The sequence below is a fragment of the Rhodoplanes elegans genome, from assembly GCF_016653355.1.
Lineage (GTDB): Bacteria > Pseudomonadota > Alphaproteobacteria > Rhizobiales > Xanthobacteraceae > Rhodoplanes > Rhodoplanes elegans.
This window is the reverse complement of sequence record NZ_NHSK01000246.1, coordinates 1-21131: the sequence shown is the minus strand read 5'-3', so window position 1 is coordinate 21131 and position 21131 is coordinate 1. Positions and strand designations below refer to the sequence as shown.

18 protein-coding genes and 1 pseudogene are annotated in these 21131 nt (G+C 71.3%); 11 read left to right on the top strand and 8 right to left on the bottom strand.

The window, feature by feature from the left end; all coding sequences use genetic code 11:
* From CCR97_RS27095 to dapE, 5 genes are all read left to right on the top strand, one after another.
* On the top strand, positions 1–697 hold a 697-nt coding region (locus CCR97_RS27095), incomplete at its 5' end, for a pyrimidine 5'-nucleotidase (protein WP_207199595.1).
* A gap of 112 nt (positions 698–809) precedes the next feature.
* Entirely contained in the window at positions 810–1655 is an 846-nt protein-coding gene (dapD, locus tag CCR97_RS27090; protein ID WP_111359430.1) for a 2,3,4,5-tetrahydropyridine-2,6-dicarboxylate N-succinyltransferase, read from the top strand.
* A 193-nt stretch (positions 1656–1848) separates the two neighbouring features.
* Positions 1849–2277, top strand: coding sequence for a DUF805 domain-containing protein (locus tag CCR97_RS27085; RefSeq protein WP_170145998.1), 429 nt, complete (start codon positions 1849–1851; stop codon positions 2275–2277).
* A 76-nt stretch (positions 2278–2353) separates the two neighbouring features.
* Positions 2354–2665, top strand: a complete 312-nt coding sequence (locus tag CCR97_RS27080) for a TM2 domain-containing protein (RefSeq protein WP_111359428.1) — start codon at positions 2354–2356, stop codon at positions 2663–2665.
* A 60-nt stretch (positions 2666–2725) separates the two neighbouring features.
* Positions 2726–3886: a succinyl-diaminopimelate desuccinylase gene (gene dapE / locus CCR97_RS27075; RefSeq protein ID WP_111359427.1), complete on the top strand. Its 1161-nt coding sequence runs from the start codon at positions 2726–2728 to the stop codon at positions 3884–3886.
* Here dapE and CCR97_RS27070 read toward each other — a convergent pair.
* On the bottom strand, positions 3843–4793 hold the full coding sequence (locus CCR97_RS27070; RefSeq protein ID WP_201160050.1) for a LysR family transcriptional regulator: 951 nt from the start codon (positions 4791–4793) through the stop codon (positions 3843–3845). The genes dapE and CCR97_RS27070 overlap by 44 nt on opposite strands.
* A gap of 140 nt (positions 4794–4933) precedes the next feature.
* Here CCR97_RS27070 and CCR97_RS27065 point away from each other — a divergent pair, with 140 nt between their 5' ends.
* Entirely contained in the window at positions 4934–6385 is a 1452-nt protein-coding gene (locus CCR97_RS27065) for an MFS transporter (RefSeq protein ID WP_201160049.1), read from the top strand.
* Positions 6386–6409: 24 nt separating this feature from the next.
* On the opposite strand, the gene truA is transcribed toward CCR97_RS27065, so the two are convergent.
* Positions 6410–7147, bottom strand: a complete 738-nt coding sequence (gene truA / locus CCR97_RS27060; protein WP_201160048.1) for a tRNA pseudouridine(38-40) synthase TruA — start codon at positions 7145–7147, stop codon at positions 6410–6412.
* A gap of 13 nt (positions 7148–7160) precedes the next feature.
* Positions 7161–8093 carry a methionyl-tRNA formyltransferase gene (fmt, locus tag CCR97_RS27055; protein WP_111358617.1) on the bottom strand — a complete coding sequence of 311 codons (933 nt, stop codon included), beginning with the start codon at positions 8091–8093 and terminating at the stop codon, positions 7161–7163.
* Positions 8094–8368: 275 nt separating this feature from the next.
* On the opposite strand from fmt, the gene CCR97_RS27050 reads away from it, so the two are divergent.
* The 5 genes from CCR97_RS27050 to atzF all read left to right on the top strand — a co-directional run bounded on the left by CCR97_RS27050 (position 8369) and on the right by atzF (position 15963).
* Positions 8369–9061 (top strand): DUF2848 domain-containing protein, encoded by a 693-nt coding sequence (locus CCR97_RS27050; protein ID WP_111358615.1) that lies wholly within the window; start codon positions 8369–8371, stop codon positions 9059–9061.
* Positions 9062–9063: 2 nt separating this feature from the next.
* Positions 9064–9870, top strand: coding sequence for a M15 family metallopeptidase (locus CCR97_RS27045; RefSeq protein ID WP_111358614.1), 807 nt, complete (start codon positions 9064–9066; stop codon positions 9868–9870).
* A 181-nt stretch (positions 9871–10051) separates the two neighbouring features.
* Entirely contained in the window at positions 10052–12736 is a 2685-nt protein-coding gene (locus CCR97_RS27040; protein WP_201160047.1) for a bifunctional diguanylate cyclase/phosphodiesterase, read from the top strand.
* A gap of 217 nt (positions 12737–12953) precedes the next feature.
* Positions 12954–13856: an NAD(P)-dependent oxidoreductase gene (locus tag CCR97_RS27035; protein ID WP_111358613.1), complete on the top strand. Its 903-nt coding sequence runs from the start codon at positions 12954–12956 to the stop codon at positions 13854–13856.
* 313 nt (positions 13857–14169) lie between these two features.
* Positions 14170–15963, top strand: coding sequence for an allophanate hydrolase (gene atzF, locus CCR97_RS27030; protein ID WP_111359004.1), 1794 nt, complete (start codon positions 14170–14172; stop codon positions 15961–15963).
* A gap of 156 nt (positions 15964–16119) precedes the next feature.
* On the opposite strand, the pseudogene CCR97_RS27025 reads toward atzF, so the two are convergent.
* The 5 genes and pseudogenes from CCR97_RS27025 to CCR97_RS27005 all read right to left on the bottom strand — a co-directional run.
* Positions 16120–16767: pseudogene (locus CCR97_RS27025) on the bottom strand (GntR family transcriptional regulator); the annotation flags it as partial.
* A complete protein-coding gene (locus CCR97_RS27020) occupies positions 16764–17843 on the bottom strand; it encodes an oligopeptide/dipeptide ABC transporter ATP-binding protein (protein WP_111359006.1) in 1080 nt (359 codons plus the stop codon). The gene CCR97_RS27020 and the pseudogene CCR97_RS27025, both read right to left, overlap by 4 nt.
* Positions 17840–18811, bottom strand: a complete 972-nt coding sequence (locus tag CCR97_RS27015) for an ABC transporter ATP-binding protein (protein WP_111359007.1) — start codon at positions 18809–18811, stop codon at positions 17840–17842. Before CCR97_RS27015 ends, CCR97_RS27020 begins: the two co-directional genes overlap by 4 nt.
* A gap of 232 nt (positions 18812–19043) precedes the next feature.
* On the bottom strand, positions 19044–19898 hold the full coding sequence (locus CCR97_RS27010; RefSeq protein ID WP_111359008.1) for an ABC transporter permease: 855 nt from the start codon (positions 19896–19898) through the stop codon (positions 19044–19046).
* A 154-nt stretch (positions 19899–20052) separates the two neighbouring features.
* The gene (locus CCR97_RS27005; RefSeq protein WP_111359009.1) at positions 20053–21066 is read right to left on the bottom strand and encodes an ABC transporter permease; all 1014 of its coding nucleotides are present in this window, start codon (positions 21064–21066) and stop codon (positions 20053–20055) included.
* Positions 21067–21131 lie beyond the last annotated feature (65 nt).

Genomic DNA, 21131 nt, shown 5'->3' with positions numbered 1-21131 from the left:
CTCCGATACCCCCGCCGCCGCCCGGAGCTTCGACCATGTCGAGACCTGGGTGTTCGACCTCGACAACACGCTCTATCCGCATCACCTCAACCTGTGGCAGCAGGTCGACGTGCGCATCCGCGACTACATCGCGCGCTTCCTCGCCGTCACCCACGACGAGGCGTTCCGGGTGCAGAAGGACTACTACAAGCGCTTCGGCACCAGCATGCGCGGGCTGATGATCGAGCACGGCATGAAGCCGGACGACTTCCTCGACTACGTCCACCGCATCGACCACTCGCCGCTGGAGCCGAACCCGGCGCTGGGCGCGGCGATCGAGCGCCTGCCGGGCCGCAAGCTGATCCTCACCAACGGCACCCGCACCCACGCGGCCGCCGTGCTGGCCAAGCTCGAGATCGACCACTGCTTCGAGGACGTGTTCGACATCGTCGCCGGCGAGCTGTCGCCGAAGCCGTTCCCCGAGGTCTACGACAAGTTCCTCTCGCGCCACGGCGTCGATCCGGCCAAGGCCGCGCTGTTCGAGGATCTGTCCCGCAACCTCGAGGTGCCGCACCGGCTCGGCATGGTCACGGTGCTGGTGGTGCCGGAGAAGACCCGCGAGGTGTTCCGCGAGTACTGGGAGCTGGAAGGCCACGACGCCGACCACGTCGACCACGTCACCGACGACCTGACCGGCTTCCTGCAGCGGCTGCCGTAGCGCGGCTCACCCGACCGGCCGACCTGCGCGGCGCGCCGGTCCCGCGCCCTTGACAGACGGACGGCCTGCCCCGACAAGGCGGCCGCCATTGCGATTTTTCGAGGATTGCCGCATGTCGCACGCAGAGCTCGCCAAGACCATCGACGAGGCGTTCGAGCGCCGCGCCGAGTTCGGCCCGGACACCACGGGCGCCGTGCGCGACGCCGTCGACCGGGCGCTGCGCCTGCTCGACTGCGGCGAGGAGCGGGTCGCCGAGAAGCAGGCCGATGGCTCCTGGCGGGTCAACCAGTGGCTGAAGAAGGCGGTCCTGCTCTCGTTCCGGCTCAACGACATGACCGTCATCCCGGGCGGCCCCGGCCGGTCCGGCTGGTGGGACAAGGTGCCGTCCAAGTTCGACGGCTGGAGCGAGGCGCATTTCCGCGACGCCGGTTTTCGCGCTGTTCCCGGATGCGTCGTGCGGCGCTCGGCCTACATCGCCCCGAACGTCGTGCTGATGCCGTCCTTCGTCAATCTCGGCGCCTATGTCGACACCGGCACCATGATCGACACCTGGGCGACGGTCGGCTCCTGCGCCCAGATCGGGAAGAACTGTCACATCTCGGGCGGCGCCGGCATCGGCGGCGTGCTGGAGCCGCTGCAGGCCGGTCCGGTGATCATCGAGGACGACTGCTTCATCGGTGCCCGCGCCGAGGTCGCCGAGGGCGTGATCGTGCGCCAGGGCTCGGTGCTCTCGATGGGCGTCTATCTCGGCGCCTCGACCAAGATCGTCGACCGCGCCACCGGCGAGGTGTTCATGGGCGAGGTGCCGCCCTATTCGGTCGTGGTGTCGGGCACCATGCCGGGCAAGCCGTTCCCGGACGGCACGCCGGGCCCGGGCCTCTACTGCGCCGTGATCGTCAAGCGCGTCGACGAGAAGACTCGGTCGAAGACCTCGATCAACGAGCTTCTGCGGGACTGATGCGGCCGCGCTAGACGATGACTCTCCCCGTCACCCTGAGGTGCTCGCCGCAGGCGAGCCTCGAAGGACGACGGCCCGTGCGCCGCGGCCGCATCCTTCGAGGCCCGGCTTCGCCGGGCACCTCAGGATGACGGGTCGAGGTCTCTGGTCCTTGCTCGCGACGAGCGAGACGGCGGCGATAAGGCGGACTGTTATGAGCTGGCATGACGTCCTGTTCGGGTTCGACGGCCGCATCGGCCGCAAGACCTTCTGGATCGCCCTCGTCGCCGTGATGGCCGTGGAGCTCGTGTGCCACGTGATCGCGGGCGCCATCGAGGGCGAGCGGCTCACCTCGATCGTCAGCCTCGGCTTCAGCTATCCCGAGTTCGCCATCATGGCGAAGCGCGGCCACGACCGCGGCATGCCGACCGCGATTCCCGCCGCGTTCTTCGGGATCAGCGTCGTCATCGACTTCCTGTTCGTGATCGGCGCCGCCGGCTCGTCCGACGAGCCGAGCGCGCTCCTCTTGATGCTCACCGTCCCGTGGCTGGTCTTCGCCCTCGCCCTGATCGTCGACCTCGGCTTCCGACCCGGCACGCCGGGCCCGAACCGTTACGGCCCGCCGCCCACTAACGCGGTGTGAGGCCGACCGCCCGCGTGCGGGATTGAGCGACGCGGTCCTCCGTTGCATAGTCGACGCGGAGCGAGGGGAGGGTGGGATGAGCAACTATTCCGATGCGCCGCCGGCCGGGGGGCCTCCGGGTCTGTCCAACGACGCCCGCGCCATCATGATGTTCGAGGCGAACAAGAAGACTCCGGTGGTCGCCTATCTGCTGTGGTTCTTCCTGGGCATGTTCGGGGGCCACAACTTCTATCTGAAGCGCACCGGCGTCGCGATCACGCAGCTCATCCTCACCGTGACGATGATCGGGGCGATCGTGACCGGCGTGTGGATCCTGGTCGACGCTTTCCTGATCCCGGGCTGGATCCGCGATCGGAACATGCAGCTCGCCGAGCAGCTCGGCGCCTGATCGCCGGGCGCGGCGCGGGCGCGAGTTGCCGGTCGCCGGGCCGTGCACTAGAAAGACGTCGTGACACAGCACGCCGACGTCCTCGCCATCGCCCGTGATCTCCTGCGCTGCCCGTCGGTGACGCCGGCGGAAGGCGGCTCGCTCGCCTACGTGGCCGAGGTTCTTTCCCGCGCCGGGTTCACGGTCGAGCGGCCGGTGTTCTCCGAGCCCGGCTACGCGGACGTTCAGAACCTCTATGCCCGCATGGGCAGCGGCGGGCCGCACCTCGTCTTCGCCGGCCACACCGACGTGGTGCCGCCGGGCGACGAGACGCAATGGACGCACCCGGCGTTCGGCGGCGACGTCGCGGACGGCGTGCTCTACGGCCGCGGCGCCGTCGACATGAAGGGCGCGGTCGCCTGCGCGCTCGCCGCGACGCTCGATCATCTCGCCGCCAACGGCGGCCGGCCGAAGGGCACGCTGTCGTTCCTGCTCACCGGCGACGAGGAGGGCGTCGCCGTCAACGGCACCGTGAAGCTCCTGAAATGGGCGGCGGAGCGCGGCGAGCGGTTCGATCACTGCATCCTGGGCGAACCGACCAACCCGGACGCGCTCGGCGACATGATAAAAATCGGGCGGCGCGGCTCGCAGAACGGCACCCTGGTCGTCACCGGCACGCCGGGCCACGTCGCCTATCCGCATCTCGCCGACAATCCGGTGCGCCACGTCGTGCGCATGATCGCGGCGCTGCTCGCCGAGCCGCTCGACGCCGGCACGGATCACTTCGACCCGTCCAATCTCGAGTTCACATCGATCGACGTCGGCAACAAGACCGTCAACGTGATCCCGGCGGAGGCGCGGGCGCGCTTCAACATCCGCTTCAACGATCTGCATACGCAAGCGACGCTGCGCGATCTGATCAAGACGCGCGCGGCCGCCGCCGCGCAGGGCGCCCGCTGGCGCTTCGACTGGGAGCCGTCCAACGCCGACGCGTTTCTCACCGCGCCGGGGCCGTTCGTCGCTCTGGTCGGCGACGCGATCACGTCGGTCACCGGGCGTAAGGCAAAACTCTCGACCTCGGGCGGCACGTCGGACGCGCGCTTCATCAAGAACTATTGTCCGGTCGTCGAGTTCGGCCTGGTCAACGCCTCGATGCACGGCATCGACGAGCGCGTGCCGGTGGCGGACCTCGTGGCCCTCACCGCCGTCTACCGCGAGATTTTTGCGCGCTACTTCGGCTGAGGCGCGGCGCGTCGGACCGTGCCGCGCAGGCGTCGCGGACGCAGGCGCGCAAAAAGCCGTGGACCGGATCGGCGTCCATGCGCGGATGCCAGAGCATCGACACGGAGAACTCCGGCACGCGGATCGGCAGGGCGAAGCTGTGCATGCCGTCGCGCAGCGTGCCGGTGTGGCGCTCGGGCACGCTGGCGATCAGGTCGGAGGCGCGGGCAAGCGCCAGCGCGGTGGCGAAGCCGCCGACGATCGTGGCGACGTCGAGCGCCAGCCCCAGCGGCTCCAGCGCCTCGTCGATCGGTCCCTTCCCGAGGCCCTGCCGCGAGAACAGGATGTGGCGGCCGGCGGCATAGCGCGCCGGCGTGATCGCGCCCCGGCAAAGCGGGTGGCCCTTCCGCACCACGCCGATGAAGCGGTCGCGGAACAGCGTCTGGACGCGCAGCTCCGGCCCCGTCGTCGCGCCGACGACGCCGGTCTCCAGATCGACGGTGCCGTCGCGCAAGAGCGCGCTGTCGCGGTCGGCCTTCGGGATGAAACGCAGCCGCACCCCCGGCGCTTGCGCGCCGACCCGGGCGACCAGATCAGGACCGAAATTGTCGACGAATCCCTCGCTGGTCCGCAGCGTGAAGGTGCGGGTCACGGTGCGGAGATCCACCGCCTCGGCCGGACGGAGCACCGCCTCCGCCTCCTGGACCAGCGGCCCGAGCCGCTCGCGCAGCGCGACCGCCCGCGGCGTCGGCACCAGGCCGCGGCCAGCCCGCACCAGCAGCGGATCGCCGGTCGCGGCGCGCAGCCGGGCCAGCGCTCGGCTCATCGCCGACGGGCTGAGCCGCAGCCGCTTCGCGGCGCGGGCGACGCTGCCTTCGGCGAGCAGCACGTCGAGCGTGACGAGGAGATTGAGATCGGGGCGGGCCATACGTCGAGCCTAGCACGGATCGTGCCATATGTGGCGTCTCGTGCACGAATGACATGCAGAGCATGCGCGTTCCGCCATGTCTCCGTGACCCTTAGATTGGCGGGATCGCGGCCGCGTCGCCGCCACCCCCGGAGATCGTGATGACACAGGTCGCGCTCGACCAGACTGCCGCCGTCGCCGTTCCGGCCGAGGCCGAGCGGTCCGCCGCGCCGCGCGGGGCGCTCGCGGCATTGTCGCTGTCGATGCTGTTGGCGTCGCTCGGCGCCGGCGCGGCCAATGTCGCGCTGCCGACGCTCGTCACCGCGTTCGGCGCCTCCTTCGCGGCGGTCCAGTGGGTCGTGCTCGGCTATCTGCTCGCCGTCACTACGTTGATCGTGATCGCCGGGCGGCTCGGCGACGCGATCGGGCGCCGTCGCGTGCTGCTCGGCGGGCTCGCCCTGTTCACCGTAGCCTCGGCGCTCGCCGGCGTCGCGCCCTCGCTCGGCCTGCTGATCGCCGCCCGGGTCGTGCAGGGCACCGGCGCCGCCGTGCTGATGGCGCTCACCCTGGCGGCGGTCGCCGACACGGTGCCGAAGGAGCGGATCGGCAGCGCCATGGGTCTGCTCGGCACCATGTCGGCGGTCGGCACGGCACTCGGTCCGTCGCTCGGCGGGATCCTGATCACGAGCTTCGGCTGGCGCGTGCTCTTCCTCGTCAACCTGCCGCTCGGCCTCGTCGCGATGCTGCTCGCGGCGCGCCATCTGCCGGCCGACCGTTCAGCGTCGAAGGCCGACCGCGCGGCCTTCGACATCGCCGGCACGGTGCTGCTCGCGGCCGTGCTCGCCGCCTATGCGCTCGCGGTGACGCTCGGGCGCGGCCCGCTCGGGCCGCTCGCGCCGGCCCTGCTGGCCGCGGCGGCCGTCGGCCTCGTCGTGTTCGTGGCGGTCGAGCGACGCGCCGCCTCGCCGCTGATCCGGCCCGCGCTCCTCGCCGATCCGCGGCTCGGCGCTGCGCTGTTCGGCAATGCCGTGGTCTCGACCGTGATGATGGCGACCCTGGTGGTCGGTCCGTTCCATCTCGCGCGCGGGTTCGGCCTCGATCCGGCGCCGATCGGGCTGGTGCTGGCGGTCGGGCCGCTGGTCGCGGCGACGACGGGCGTGCCGGCCGGGTATCTGGTCGACCGGATGGGTGCGGCGCGGACGACGTTCGTCGGTCTCGCCGCCGTGGCGATCGGTGCGGCGCTCCTCGCGGCCGTGCCGGTGCGGCTCGGCATCGGCGGCTACGTCGCGGCGATCGCGGTCGCGACTGCCGGCTACGCGCTGTTCCAGGCGGCCAACAACACCGCCGTCCTGGCCGCTGTGACGGCCGACCGGCGCGGCGTCGTTTCCGGCATGCTCAACCTGTCGCGCAATCTCGGCCTCGTCACCGGCGCGTCCGTCATGGGGGCCGTGTTCGCGGCCGCGACCGGCGCGTCCGAGATCGCCTCTGCGCCGCCCGCGGCAGTCGCGTTCGGCTTCCGCGTCACCTTCCTGGTCGGCGCGGGGCTGGCCGCGGTCGCGCTGATCGGCATGGCCGTGGTCGGCCGCGTCACGCGCGCCGCGACGCCGGACTGAGCCGACGGGCGGCGGTCGCGCCCGTCAATACTCCACGGCGACAAGATAGAGGCCGTCGGGCGGGGCGACCGGGCCGCAGGCGGCGCGGTCGCGCGCCGTCAGGGCGGCGGAGAGATCGTCGCCGCTCCAGCGGCCGTCGCCGACCATCACCAGCGAGCCGACCATCGAGCGCACCTGATGGTGCAGGAACGAGCGCGCCACCGCCGTGATCAGGATGTCGTCGCCGGAGCGGTCGACGTCGAGCCGGTCGAGCGTCTTCTCGGGCGACTGCGCCTGGCACTCGGCCGCCCGGAAGGTGGTGAAGTCGTGCCGGCCGACGAGGCGCTGCGCCGCCGCGTGCATGGCCGGCACGTCGAGCGCCTTCGGCACCCGGAAGGCGCGGCCCTCGTCGAGCGCCAGCGGCGCCCTGCGATTGACGATGCGATACATGTAGTGGCGCCGCGTCGCCGAGAAGCGCGCGTCGAAATCGTCGGCCGCGTCCGCGGCCATGAGCACCGCGACCGGATGCGGCCGCAGATGGGCGTTCGCCGCGTCCCGCACCGTGTCGGTGTCGAAGCGCTTCGCCAGGTCGACATGGGCGACCTGGCCGAGCGCGTGCACGCCGGCGTCGGTGCGGCCGGCGCCCTTCACGGTCACGGGCTCGCCCGCGAAGGCGGCGAACGCCTCCTCCAGCACGCCCTGCACCGAGACGCCGTTCTGCTGGACCTGCCAGCCGACGAAGGGCGCGCCGTTGTATTCGATGGTCAGCTTGTAACGCGGCATGGTGTGTCTTCCCTCACGCGAGCACGGTGCCGGGTTCGACCGCAGTGCCACGCAGAAACTCGTCCGCCATCATCGGCTGGCGACCGGCCCGCTGGAGCTGCAGGATGCGCACGGCCCCGTCGCCGCATGCGACGGTGAGGCGGTGATCCAGCACGGTGCCGGGCGGCCCCGATCCCTCGCCGCGCGTCGTGCGCAGCACTTTTATGCGAGCCTTACCCTTCGCCTCGGGCAGCTCGAACCAGGCGCCCGGGAACGGCGACAGGCCGCGGGCGTGGTCGTGCACGGCCGCCCATGGCCTCGTCCAGTCGATGCGGGTCTCGCCCTTCTCGATCTTGGCCGCGTAGGTGACGCCCGCCTCGGCCTGCGGGGTCAGTGCGAGGGTGCCGCGCTCGAGCGCCGCGAGCGCCCGCGCCATCAGGTCGGCGCCGAGCCGGGCGAGCGCGTCGTGCAGGTCGCCGGCCGTCATGTCTGGCGCGATGGCGAGCCGCTCGGCCATGGCGACCGGGCCGGTGTCGAGCCCTTCCTCCATGCGCATCACCATCACGGCCGTCTCGGCGTCGCCCGCCATCACGGCGCGGTTGATCGGCGCGGCGCCGCGCCAGCGCGGCAGGGCGGAGGCGTGCAGGTTGAAGCAGCCGAGCCGCCGCGCATCGAGCACCGGCTTCGGCAGGATCAGGCCGTAGGCGACAACGACGGCGGCGTCGGCGCTGTGCGCGCGAAACACGGCCTGCGCCTCCTCGTTGCGCAGCGTCTTCGGCGTCAGCACCGGGATGGCGAGCCGGCGCGCCTCCTCCTCGATCGGGGTCGGCTGCAGCGCCATGCCGCGGCCGGCCGGCTTCGGGGCGCGCGTGTAGACGGCGACGACCTCGTGGCCGCGACCGACGATCTCGAGAAAGGTCGGCACGGCGAAGTCCGGCGTGCCCATGAAGACGAGGCGGAGCGGCATGACGAGCCCGAATCGCCGGAACGGCGCGTCGCGACCGTAGTCGAACGGGACGCCGCAAGCCAAGCCGTGGCGACACTATTCGGAAACCATCGGCGTAGTCCGGGGCGATCCTCCGGATCACGACCCGGAACGTCCCTTAGTTGTCGGTGCTTTTTCGGAAGGGCTATGGTTTGGTTGGGATCCGGCCCGCGGCCGCGGGCGGCGTTGGCAGACCGCCGTGGCGTGCCGGACCACGGGCCCGGGCCGCGCCCGGGCGGCAGCCAGGACAGGACCACATGCCTGCCGAGACCCTGACGTTCCGGACGCTGAGCGGCAGCGCCATGGACCGGCGCCCGATCGACCTGCGTGCCGTCGTGATCGCGGTGTGGACCAGCCGCGACCCGAGCGGGCGCGACCTGCGCGTCGCCGAGATGGAGGCGGTCGGGATTCCGCGCCCGTCTTCGACCCCGCAGTTCCGGCGGATCTCGACCCATCGGCTGACCTCGGCGGACGCCATCGAGGTGGTGGGTGCCGAGTCGTCGGGCGAGGTCGAGGCGGTGCTGGTGCGCGACGGCCGCGGCCTGTGGGTCGGAGTCGGCTCCGATCACACCGACCGTCGGATGGAGCGCAGCGAGCCGCACGTGGCGAAGCAGATGTGCGACAAGCCGATCGCCCCCGACCTGTGGGCCTTCGACGACGTCGCCGACCACTGGGACGCGCTGATGCTGCGCTCCTGGATCGTCGAGCACGGCGAGACGCGGCTCTATCAGGAAGGCAGCGTCGCCGCGATTCTGCCGCCCGGCGAGCTGATGCGCGCCTTCACGGGGCGCGAGGATCTGCCCGAAGGCACCGCGCTCTACTGCGGCACCTTCGCGGCGATCGGCGGCATCCGCCCGTCGTCGCGGTTTGCCTACGAGCTGTTCGATCCCCAGCGCGAGCGGCGCATCGTCCACGCCTACGACGTCGTCGCGCTGCCGGCCGGGATCTGACGATGCGGGTGTGGCGGCCGGAATCTCTCGTCGGCGTGACGGCGATCGTGCTGATCGCGGCGGCGATCATCGGGGCGATCGTGGCGACGGGGGCGATCCCGCCGGCCGCGGCCCAGTCGGTTGCCGTCCCGTCGGCCGGGCTGCCGGAGGGCTTCGTGCGGCTGCGCGAGCGCGACCCCTCGATCCGCCAGGACATGCGCTATGCCGGACCGTTCAACTTCACCGGACGGCGGGTGCCGGGGTATCTGGCCGGCGAATGCATCCTGCTGCGGCCGGTCGCCGACGCGCTCGCCCGCGCCCAGGCGCGCCTGCTGGCCGACGGCTATTCGCTCAAGGTCTACGACTGCTACCGGCCCGAGCGGGCGGTGCGCGCCTTCGTCGAGTGGGCGCAGAGCCCCGAGCCCGACCGGATGGCGCCGATCTTCTCGCCCGCCATCCACAAGTCGCAGCAGTTCGCGCTCGGCTACATCGCCAAGCGGTCGCGCCACTCGCTCGGCGTCGCCGTCGATGTCGGCCTGGTGCGGACCGACGAGCCCGACCTTCCGACGCCGCGCGAGGCCGGCCCGTGCGACGGACCGTTCGCGCAGCGGGCGCGCGAGTCGAGCCTCGACATGGGCACGGCCTTCGACTGCTCGGCGCCGGCGAGCGCCACGGCGGCCCGCGTCGCACCGGCGGCGCGCGCGAATCGCGACCGACTGGTCGGTGCGCTGGCGGCGGAAGGCTTCCGCAACTACCGGCTCGAGTGGTGGCACTTCGACTATGGCGGGCCGACGCCGCCGGTGCGGGCCTGGAATTTTCCCGTGAGGTGAGAACTCGCCTTCGTGATCGCATGGCGGGCGGCCCGATGCCGCGACGGGTGATGGATACCGGCTTCGCCCGGCTCGCCCGCTTGATTAACCTTCCGGAAAGGGCCGACGAGAAAATACCGGGAGTTGAGTCGATTCCTCCACCTTCGCCGTCCAGAATGGGGCGAATTTCGGTGGGGACCACATGAAGGCGCGCGGACTCGTTCTGCCGTTCCATGCGCTGATCGCGGTCGCCGGAGCCCTGATCGGAATCGGGCTGCTGGCGATCGGCTTGACCGTCTGGGGACTCAGGTCGGACGCGATCCGCGTATCGGTGCGCGACTCGGAGAACATCGCCCTGCTGATCGGCGATCAGATCGCCGGGGCGGTGGAGCCGCTCGTCGACATCCTCGACGAGGTCCGCGAGCGCGCCGCCGCGGTGCGCATCGAAAGCGAGGAGGCGTTCCGCCGCCACTTCGGCTCCGAGGCGGTGTTCCAGACGCTCAACGATCGCCTCCGCCGGCTGCCCGGTCGCGCCGTCATCACGATCACCAACCGCGACGGCGAGACCGTCAACACCACCCGGGCGTGGCCGCCGCTCGCGATGAATCTCGGCGACCGCGAATACGTGACCCATTTCGGCGGCAAGCCGTCCGACTCGCTGTTCGTCAGCACGCCCCTGGTGAGCCGCGTCACCGGCGAGACCACGATCTATTTCAGCAAGGCCATCGTGAGCGATCGCGGCGAGTATCTCGGTGTCGTCACGGCGGGCTTCGAGATCTCGTATTTCGAGCGTGTCTGGCGCTCGGTCGCGAACCTCGCGGGCCGCACCTTCCTGCTCCTGCGCACCGACGGAACCATCCTGGCCCGCTTCCCGGATCCGCGCCGGTGGGCCGGCGAGCGGCTGCCGGCGACCTCGCCGTGGTACCGCGTGGTGGCGGACGGCGGAGGCTCGTTCCGGGGCGGCGGCTACTTCGATCCGGAGCCGCGCTGGGTCTCGGTGCAGCCGCTCGACCGCTTCCGGCTCGTCGTCGACATCGCCGTGTCGGAGAACCTGGTGCTCGAGGCGTGGCGCCGCCGCGCCGTGCTGATCGCCGTCGCCACCCTGCTCGCGGTCCTCTCGGCCGTGATGCTGCTGCGCGCCCTGATCGTCCAGTTCCATCGGCTGACCCGCTCGGAATCATCGCTCGCCACGACATCGGCGGAGCTCAAGCAGGTCAATGCGCGGCTCGACACGGCGCTCAACAACATGTCGCAGGGCCTGTGCATGTTCGACCGCGACCAGCGCCTGGTGATCTGCAACGAGCGCTATCTGCGCATGTACGGTCTGACGCCCTACGACGCGCCGCCCGGCATCACGCTCGAGCAACTGCTCGCCCGCCGTCTCGCCGCCGGATCTTTCATGGGCGACATCACGGACTACCAATCCCGCCTGCTCGACCGGCTCGGCGACGGCACCCGCATCTACATCCAGACCGAGCTGCCCGACGGCCGCATCGTCGCGGTGCTCAACCAAGCGACGCCGGACGGTGGCTGGGTCGCCACCCACGAGGACGTCACCGAGCGCCAGCGCGCCGCCTGGCGCATCGCCCACATGGCGCGCCACGATGCGCTCACCGACCTCGCCAACCGGCTCCTGTTCAGCGAGCGTATGGACGAGGCTTTCACGCGGCTGCGCGACACGGGCGAAGGCTTCGCCCTGTTCATCTTCGATCTCGACCTGTTCAAGGCCGTCAACGATTCGCTCGGGCACCCGGTCGGCGACGCGCTGCTCAAGGCGGTCGCCGAGCGCCTGCGCAAGCACGTGCCGGAGGACTGCACGGTCGGTCGGCTCGGCGGCGACGAGTTCGCCATCCTGATGCCGGGCGGCGACGATCGCCGTGGCGCCGCCGCGCAGCTCGCCCACACGCTGCTCGACGTCGTCGGCGCTCCCTACGACGTCGACGGCAGCCGCATCGGCATCGGCATCAGCGCCGGCATCGCGCTCGCTCCGGAGGACGGCGACGACACCTCGACGCTGCTCAAGAACGCCGACCTCGCGCTCTACCGCGCCAAGGCGGCGGGCCGGCACTGCGTCCGCTTCTTCGAGATGGAGATGGATGCGCAGGCCCGCATGCAGCACGTGCTGGAGATCGACCTGCGCAATGCGCTCGCCCGCGGCGAGCTCGATGTCCACTATCAGGTCATCGTCGACGTCGGCACCCGCATGCCCTGCGGGGTCGAGGCGCTGGTGCGCTGGCAGCATCCCGTCTTCGGGCCGCTGTCGCCCGACCGCTTCATCCCGATCGCGGAGGACACCGGGATGATCATCGCGATCGGCGAGTGGATCCTGCGGCGCGCCTGCACGGACGCGATGGCGTGGCCGGCGCACATCAAGGTCGCCGTGAACCTCTCGCCCGTGCAGTTCCGCGATCCCGGCCTGGTGCCCACCGTACGCGCCATCCTCGCGACCGCCGGCCTGCCGCCGTCGCGGCTGGAGATCGAGATCACCGAATCGGTGCTCCTGCAGAAGAACGCCGTCATCACGGGGATGCTGACCGAGCTCGCCGGGCTAGGCATCAACATCGTGCTCGACGATTTCGGCGTCGGCTACTCGTCGCTGAGCTATCTGCGCCAGTTCCCGTTCTCGAAGATCAAGATCGACCGCGGCTTCGTGAGCGAGATGACGCAGCGCACCGACTGCGCCACCATCGTCAGCGCCGTCACCGGGCTCGCCCACGCGCTCGACATGCAGACTACGGCCGAGGGCGTCGAGACCTGGGAGCAGTTCCGCCTCGTCCAGGCGGCCGGCTGCAGCCAGGCCCAGGGCTATCTGTTCAGCAAGCCGCAGCCGGCCGACCGCATCGACTTCTCGCGGCGCGGCAACGGCGAGCGCAGCCACCACGGCTGACCGTTTTCGCTATCCGAGATCGCGGGCGCCCTGCGGGTGACGCATGACGAGCCCGCCGCTGACAAGCGCGATGCGACGCGTTAGAACAGGCGTCCGCGCCGGCGACCTTCGGGTCGCGGCGACCCGCCTCGCGTCGGCTGCGCCCGCGTCGTTCCCCTTGCACTCGTCCCGTCTGCTCTCGTCCCGTTAACACTCGTTTTATCGTCAGGATCTCGTCATGCAGGATTCGCGCACGCCGGTCGGCCTGATCGGCCTCGGTCTCATCGGCACGGCGCTGGCGCAGCGTCTGCTCGGCGCCGGCTTCGCCGTGGTCGGCACCGACATCGCGGCCGACGCCCGCGCCCGCCTCGCCGGGCTCGGCGGCACTCCGGTCGACTCGGTCGCGGAGATCGCGCGGCGCTGCGAGCGTGTGCTGATCGCGGTGTTCAACAGCGACCAGGTCGAGAGCGTGATCGAAGGCGATGGCGGGATCCTGTCGGTCGATCCGGCGTCGCGCCGCACGACCCTCGTCCTCAACTTCGCGACCTGCGATCCCGACCGCATGGTGGCGCTCGCGGCGCGGCTCGCGCCGTCCGGGCTCGGCTTCCTGGAGACGCCGCTGTCCGGCGCGAGCGATCAGGTCGCCCGCGGCGAGGCGGTGTGCCTGGTCGGCGGCGAGGCGGCGGCGCTCGCGGCGGCGCAGGACATCGTCGCCGCGGTCTGCGCCAAGTCCTTCCATCTCGGCCCGGTCGGCAACGGCGCCAAGGCGAAGCTCGCCACCAACCTGATTCTCGGCCTGAACCGCGCGGCGCTCGCCGAGGGGCTGATCTACGCCGATCTGCTCGGCCTGCCGCTCGACGCCTTCTTCGAGGCGGCGCGCAACTCCGCCGCCTACTCGCAGGCCATGGACGTCAAGGGCCGCAAGATGATCACGCGCGACTTCGCCACCGCCGGCAAGGTGTCGCAGTCGGCGAAGGACTTCGCCCTCATCCTCGGCACGGCGCGCGAGCACGGCCAGGCGCTGCCCTTCGCGGCCGCCTATGCCGAGGCGATGGCCGGCTGCATCGCGGCCGGCGAGGGCGACTGGGACAACTCGGCGATCATCGAGCACGTCCGCCGCCAGCGCACGCGCGGGGGGTGAAGTCCCTCGATCGCTGACGCATCCTGCTGAGTTGACGCGCCACTCCGCCGCGTGTCCCGGACAAGGCGCAGCGGGCCGAAGGCCCGAGGCGCCGCAGAGCCGGGACCCAGGGCCGCACGGCACTCGCATCGGCTCATGGCTCCTGGGTCCCGGCTCGCGGTGCGTCGCACCGCGTCCGGGACACGAAGCCGCGTCCAGCCGTTCGGTCTGCGCACGCCTCTGATCCTGGCATTGCGCTTGCACGATTCTCGTGCTGACAAGGCATGTGCATGATCAGGCATCCGGTGCAGACCGGCAGCACGAGGGGGAGCCCGTGGCGGAGACCGTCGTCGACATCGTGACCGCGCATCGCGCAGGTCGCGCCGATCCTGCCGAGACGGTCGCGCGCGCTTATGCGCGGGCCCGTGCCTACGACGATCCCGCCCTGTTCATCACGTTGCGCGACGAGGCCGAGGCGATCGCCGAGGCGCGCGCGCTCACAGCGCAAGGCCCCGCCGGCAAGCCGCTCTACGGCGTGCCGGTCGCCGTGAAGGACAACATCGACGTCGCCGGCCTGCCGACCACGGCGGCCTGCCCTGGCTTCGCCTACATGCCCACGCGGGACGCGACCGCGGTGGCGCGGCTGCGCGCCGCCGGCGCCATCGTGATCGGCAAGACCAACCTCGATCAGTTCGCCACCGGTCTCGTCGGCGTGCGCTCGCCCTACGGCACCCCGCGCAACCCGCACGACCCGGCGCTCGTCCCGGGCGGCTCGTCCTCGGGCTCGGCCGTCGCGGTCGCGGCCGGCATCGTGCCCTTGTCGCTCGGCACCGACACGGCGGGCTCGGGCCGCGTGCCGGCCGGTCTCAACAACATCGTCGGGCTGAAGCCGAGCCTCGGCCTCGTGCCGGCGACCGGCGTCGTGCCGGCCTGCCGCTCGCTCGACACCATCTCGGTGTTCGCTTTGACCACCGACGACGCCCATCTGGCGCTCGCCGCGATGGCCGGCCCGGACCCGGCCGACGCCTTTACGCGCAGCTTTCCGGCCGTCGCTCCCGGGCCGCTGGCGACCGGGCTGCGCATCGGCGTGCCGCGCCACGCCGACCGCATTTTCTTCGGCGACGGCCGCGCCGAGACGGCGTTCCTGCGGGCGCTGGAGATCGCCACCGAGCTCGGCGGCACGCTGGTCGATCTCGACATGACGCCGTTCTATGCGACGGCGCGCCTCCTTTACGAAGGCCCGTGGGTCGCCGAGCGGTTCGCCGCGGTCGGCGAGTTCATGGCGACGCATCCCGACGACGTGCATCCGGTGACCAGCGAGATCGTGCTGGGCGGCAGCCGGCCGACCGCTGTCGACGCCTTCCAGGCCTTCTACAAGCTGCAGGAGTTGCGCGTGCGGGCGCGCGAGACGCTCGCGCATGTCGACCTGCTGATGGTGCCGACCGCGCCGGCCGCCTATACGGTGGCCGAGCTCGAGGCCGAGCCGATCCTGCTCAACAGCCGGCTCGGCACCTACACCAACTTCGTCAATCTGCTCGACATGGCGGGCCTCGCCGTGCCGGCGACGATCGCCGAGGACGGCACGCCGTTCGGCGTCACGCTGCTCGCCCCGGCGGGTCGCGACGCGGCACTGGCGTCGCTCGGCCGCGTGCTGCATGCAAGAACCGGCCTGCCGCTGGGCGCGCTCGGGGTGCCGCAGCCGGAGCTTCCCGCGCTCGCGCCGGTGGTGCGGGAGGGCGAGGTCGTGCTCGCGGCGGTCGGCGCGCATCTCACCGGCCTGCCGCTCAATCACGAGCTGACCGGCCTCGGTGGTCGTTATCTGGAGACCACGCGGACCGCCGCCGACTATCGCCTGTTCGCGCTGCCCGGCACGACACCGCCGAAGCCGGGGCTGCTGCGGGTCGCCGCCGGCAGCGGCGGGCCGATCGAGGTCGAGCTGTGGGCGTTGTCGGCCGAGAGCTTCGGCCGCTTCGTCGCCGCCGTGCCGTCGCCGCTGTCGATCGGCAACGCGACGCTGTCGGATGGTCGCGCGGTGAAGTGCTTCCTGGTTGAGGCCGAGGCGGTCGCCGGCGCCCGCGACATCACGGCGTCGGGTGGGTGGCGCGCGTTCCTCGCGAAGGCGAGCTGATCAGCTCTCCCTCATTCCGGGGCGCCGCGCAGCGGCGAACCCGGACTCCAGCGGCGAACTCCGAGCATGGTTCTGGATTCCGGGTCCGCGCGCTGTCGCGCGCGTCCCGGAATGACCAGGAGAAACCGGCTCCGGCGTGAGCACGCCGCGCGTGTCGGCGTAGACGCCGTACTCCTCGCACACCGTCATGATGTGGGCCTGCATGGCGCGGACGGCGCCGTCGCGGTCGCCGCGCAGGATCGCCTGGACGACGCGGTCGTGCTCGCCGTGTGATTTGGCCAGCCGGCCAAGGTTGCGGAACTGGGCGCGGCGGAACGGCTGCAGCCGGGCGCGCGTCGCCAGCGTGATCTCGGTCAGATAGGCGTTGTGGGCGCCGGCATAGACGGCGCCGTGGAAGACCTCGTTGGCCTCGTGGAAACGCTGCGGATCGCCGAGTCGGACGAGCGCGCCGAGACCCTCGTGGACGCTTTCGAGCGCGCGCCGCTCGGTGCCGGTCATGCGCTCGGCGGCGAAGCCGGCGCACAGCGCCTCGAGCTCGGCCATCACCTCGAACATGCCGACCACCTGGGCGTCGCTCGGCCGCGCCACCACGGCGCCGCGATGCGGCCGCGAATCGACGAGGCCGCTCGCCGCGAGCTGGCGGATCGCCTCGCGCACCGGCGTGCGCGACACGTTGAATCGGCGTGCGAGCTCGCTCTCGTCCAGCGCCGTGCCGGGCTGCAGCGCGCCGCGCACGATCTCGTCGGCGAGCTGCAGGCGCAGCTCCTCGGCGAGCGTGCGCCGCCCGGTGTCGGTGCTGCTCATCGCGACGTGATCTCCTCGGCGAAGTGACAGGCGACCTCGCGGTCGCCGAAGCGGCGCAGCTCCGGCATCGCGGTCGTGCAGCGGTCGGTGCCCTTCGGGCAGCGGCCGTAAAAGCGGCAGACGTTCGGATCGGGATCGATCGGTGAGCGCGGCTCACCCTGCAGACGGATGCGGCCGGCGCCGCGATCGTGCAGGCTCGGCGCCGCGTCGACCAGCGCCCGCGTATAGGGATGCAGCGGGTTCGCGAACACGTCGCGGGCCGGGCCGGACTCGACGATCTTGCCGAGATACATCACCAGCACGCGGTCGCAGATCAGCCGCACCACGCCGAGATCGTGCGAGACGAACAGATAGCTCATGCCGAGATCGGTCTTGAGCGTATCCAGGAGCTGCAGGATCACGACCTGAACCGAGACGTCGAGCGCCGCGGTCGGCTCGTCGAGCACCAGGAGGTCGGGCTCGACCGCGACGGCGCGCGCGATGCCGACGCGGGCGCGTTGGCCGCCCGAGAGCTGATGCGGAAAGCGCGTCAGCAGCGCGCGCGGCAGCCCGCACTGGTCGGCGGCGCGCTCGACCTTCGCGGTGAGGGCCGCGCCTTTCAGCCCGCGCAGGCGCCGCAGCGGATCGGCGATCGCCGCGAAGGCCGTGAAGCGCGGATTGATGCTCTCGCCGGCGTCCTGGAACACCATCTGGATGCGGCCGCGGTCGGGATCCTTGGCGAAGCGGCGCGCCGGCGTGAGCGACAATTCGCGCCCGCCGAGCCGCACGATGCCGCCGGACGGATCGAGCAGCCGCGTCAGCACCCGCACCAGCGTGGACTTGCCGCAGCCGGATTCGCCGACCAGCCCGACCGTCTCGCCCTTTCTGATCACGAAGCTCACGTCGTCGACGGCGTGGACGTGCGGCAGATGCACGGGCCCACCCTTCATGCGGCGGCGCAGTCGGCCGAGCGGCCCGATCGTGCCGCTCACCGGGAAGCGCTTCTCCAGCTCGGCGACGTCGAGCAGCGGCATGTCCGCGGGCGGCGCGCCGTGGATGGTGGCGGCGTGCTCGGTCACGGCGAGGGGCGCGGTCATGACAGCGGGTTCCGGCAGGCGACGACGTGCTCGGGGATCGCGAGGGCGGGCGGCAGCGCCTCATCGCAGTCGGCGAGACGGCGAGGGCAGCGCTCGGCGTAGCGGCAGGTCGGCAGATCGAGCCGGCGCAGATCGGGCAGCGCGCCGGGGATCGACGCGAGATCGCACAGGCTCGCGGCGGCGTCGGGCGTCGCGGCGATCAGCTCGGCCGTGTAGGGATGGCGCGGCCGCGCGAACAGCTCCGCGGTCGGCGCGTTCTCGATCACGTGCCCGGCATGCATGACCACGATCCGGTCGGCGCGCTGGGCGGCCAGCGCCAGATCGTGGGTGATGAAGATGGTCGCCATGCCGATGTCGCGGGCGAGGTCGCCGATCAGATCCATGATCACGGCCTGGGTGGTCACGTCGAGCCCGGTGGTCGGCTCGTCGGCGATCAGCACCGAGGGCTTCGCGGCGAGCGCGATGGCGATCATCACGCGCTGGCACATGCCGCCCGACATCTCGAACGGATAGGCTTTCGCCCGGCGCCCCGGATCCGTGATTCCCACGGCGCGGAGAAGCTCGACGGCGCGATCCGGCGCCTCGCGGCGCGGCACGTTGGCGTGGCGGATCAGCACGTCGGCGATCTGCCGGCCGACCGGGCGGATGGGATTGAGGGCCGTGCGTGGATTCTGGAAGATCATCGCGATTTCGCGCCCGCGCACCGCGGCCACCTGATCGGCCGTTGCCGCGAGCAGATCGAGGCCGCCCAGTATCGCGCGGCCCGACGTGATCTGCCCGGCCGGATCGAGAATCCCCATCACGGCATAGGCCGTCACCGACTTGCCGGAGCCCGACTCGCCGACGATCGCCAGCGTCTCGCTCTTGGGCACCGCGAAGCTGACCCGCTCCAGCGCCCGCACCGTGCCGGAGCGCGTGCGGAACGCCACCGACAGATCTTCCACCAGGAGAGCCGGAACGGCGGTCATGCGGGCCTCCCAGCTCGTGGGCGTGACGGCAGCCTTCGGCTCACCTCTCCCCTGCGGGGAGAGGTCGCCGCGCGGCGCGCGGCGGGTGAGGGGGGGCCCACGCCGGCGTCTGAACCCCTCACCCCGTGCGCGAGCTGACGCTCGCGCCCGACCCTCTCCCCATGGGAGAGGGTACGGAGGCCGATGACCTCCCTCGGTGCGTCGGCGAGGCGTTGTTCGGAGCAGGCCATCCTCACGTCCGCCTCCGCGGGTCGACGATGTCGCGCAGGCCGTCGCCGAGCAGGTTGAAGCAGAACACGGCGATCATCAGCGCGAGGCCGGGGAAGAAGGCGATCCACCATTCGCCCGAGACGATGAAGGCGGCACCCTCGGCGACCATGATGCCCCACTCGGGCGTCGGCGGCCGCACGCCCAGCCCGATGAAGGAGAGGCCGGCCGCGTTGAGGATCGCGTAGCCCATGGTGAGCGACATCTGCACGACCAGGATCGGAATCACGTTGGGCAGGATCTGGAAGACGAGAATCCGCCACTCGCCGTTGCCGGACAGGCGGGCGGCTTCCACGAATCCCGCCTCGCGGCGGACATTCGCCTCGGCGCGGGCGACGCGGACGTAGAGCGGAAAATTCACGATCGCGGTGGCGATGACGATGTTCTGCACCGTGTTGCCGAGCGCCGCGACGATGCCCATGGCGAGCACGAACAGCGGGAAGGCCATGATGGTGTCGGCGATGCGGCCGACGATGCGGTCGGTCCAGCCGCCGAAGAATCCCGCCGCGACGCCGGCGAGCCCGCCCATGCAGAAGACGAGGACGACCGAGGCGACCGCGATGCCGAAGTCGAGACGCGTCGCGACGATCACGCGCGAGAAGATGTCGCGGCCGAGCTGATCGGTGCCGAACCAGAACCGCGCCGAGGGCGGCTGCAGCGCCATCGCGGTGTTGGAGGCGAGCGGATCGTGCGGCACCAGGAATGGCCCGACCAGCGCGGTGAGCACGATGGCGACGAACAGCCCGAAGGCGAGCCCGGTGACCGGGTTCTCGGAGACGACATAGCGCGCATGACGCAGCGTGGCGACGAGGGCGGTCATGCCGCGACCCTCCGCCCAAGCTCCGCTCGTCCCCGCGAAAGCAGGGACCCAGGGACGGCGAGCATCTTTGTCTGTGGCTCTGGAGTCCCGCTTGCGCGGGAATGAGCGGAGATCGGGGCTGGCGTCACGTCGACAGGGGACATCATAGGGTGTCTCATGCGTCCATCCTCGCGCGGGGGTCGATCAGCCCGTAGAGGAGGTCGATCGCCAGATTGAGGGCGACGTAGAGCACCGCCATCGTGAGCACGAAGCCCTGCACGGGGGCGAAGTCCGAGGCGATCAGCGCCTCGACCGCGAAGGAGCCGATTCCGGGCCAGGCGAACACCTTCTCGACCAGCACATTGGCGCCGAGCAGGAACGAGAACACCATGCCGAGCGTGGTGATCACGGGCAGCATGGCGTTGCGGAACGCGTAGGTGACGACGACCGTGTAGGAGGCGAGGCCGCAGGCGCGTGCGGTGCGCACGAAGTCGGAGGAGAGCACCGCCAGCATCGAGGCGCGCGTCATGCGGGCGATCGGCGCGAGCGCGAAGATGCCGAGCGTCAGGGCCGGCAGCGCGAGCTGCTTCAGGCTCGCCCAGAAGGTCGGGACGTCGCCGGCCAAGAGGCTGTCGATCAGATAGAATCCCGTGACGGTGGGCGGCGGGCTGTCGAACACGCCGAGCCGGCCGAGCGGCGCCGGCGCCCAGCCGAGCAGATAATAGAAGACGTAGACCAGGATCAGCCCGGTGAAGAACACCGGCAGCGACACGCCGGCCGTCGTGACGATGCGGCAGGCGTGGTCGATCATCGAGCCGGGCTTGGTCGCGGCGAGAATGCCGAGCGGCACGGCGATCGCCATCGAGACGAGCAGGCCGAGCAATGTCAGCTCGGCCGAGGCCGGGAGTCGCGCCGCGATCTCGGCGGCGACCGGCTGCCCGGTGGTCAGCGAGGTGCCGAGGTCGCCGCGAAACAGCGCCCGGACATAGTCGACGAACTGGACGATCAGCGGCTGATCGAGTCCGAGCTTCGCCCTGATCTGCTCGATCGCCTCGGCGCTGGCGGCCGGCCCGGCGAAATAGGCGGCCGGATCGCCGGGCAGCGCGCGGGTGAGCAGGAACGTCACGATCACGACGCCGATCAAGCTCGGGATCGTCATCACGAGGCGCTTGAGGATCAGGGTCGGCATGGTGCGCTCCGCTGCGTGGCGCCGATCTCACCTCTCCCCGCGCGCGGGGAGAGGTGAGATCGGCG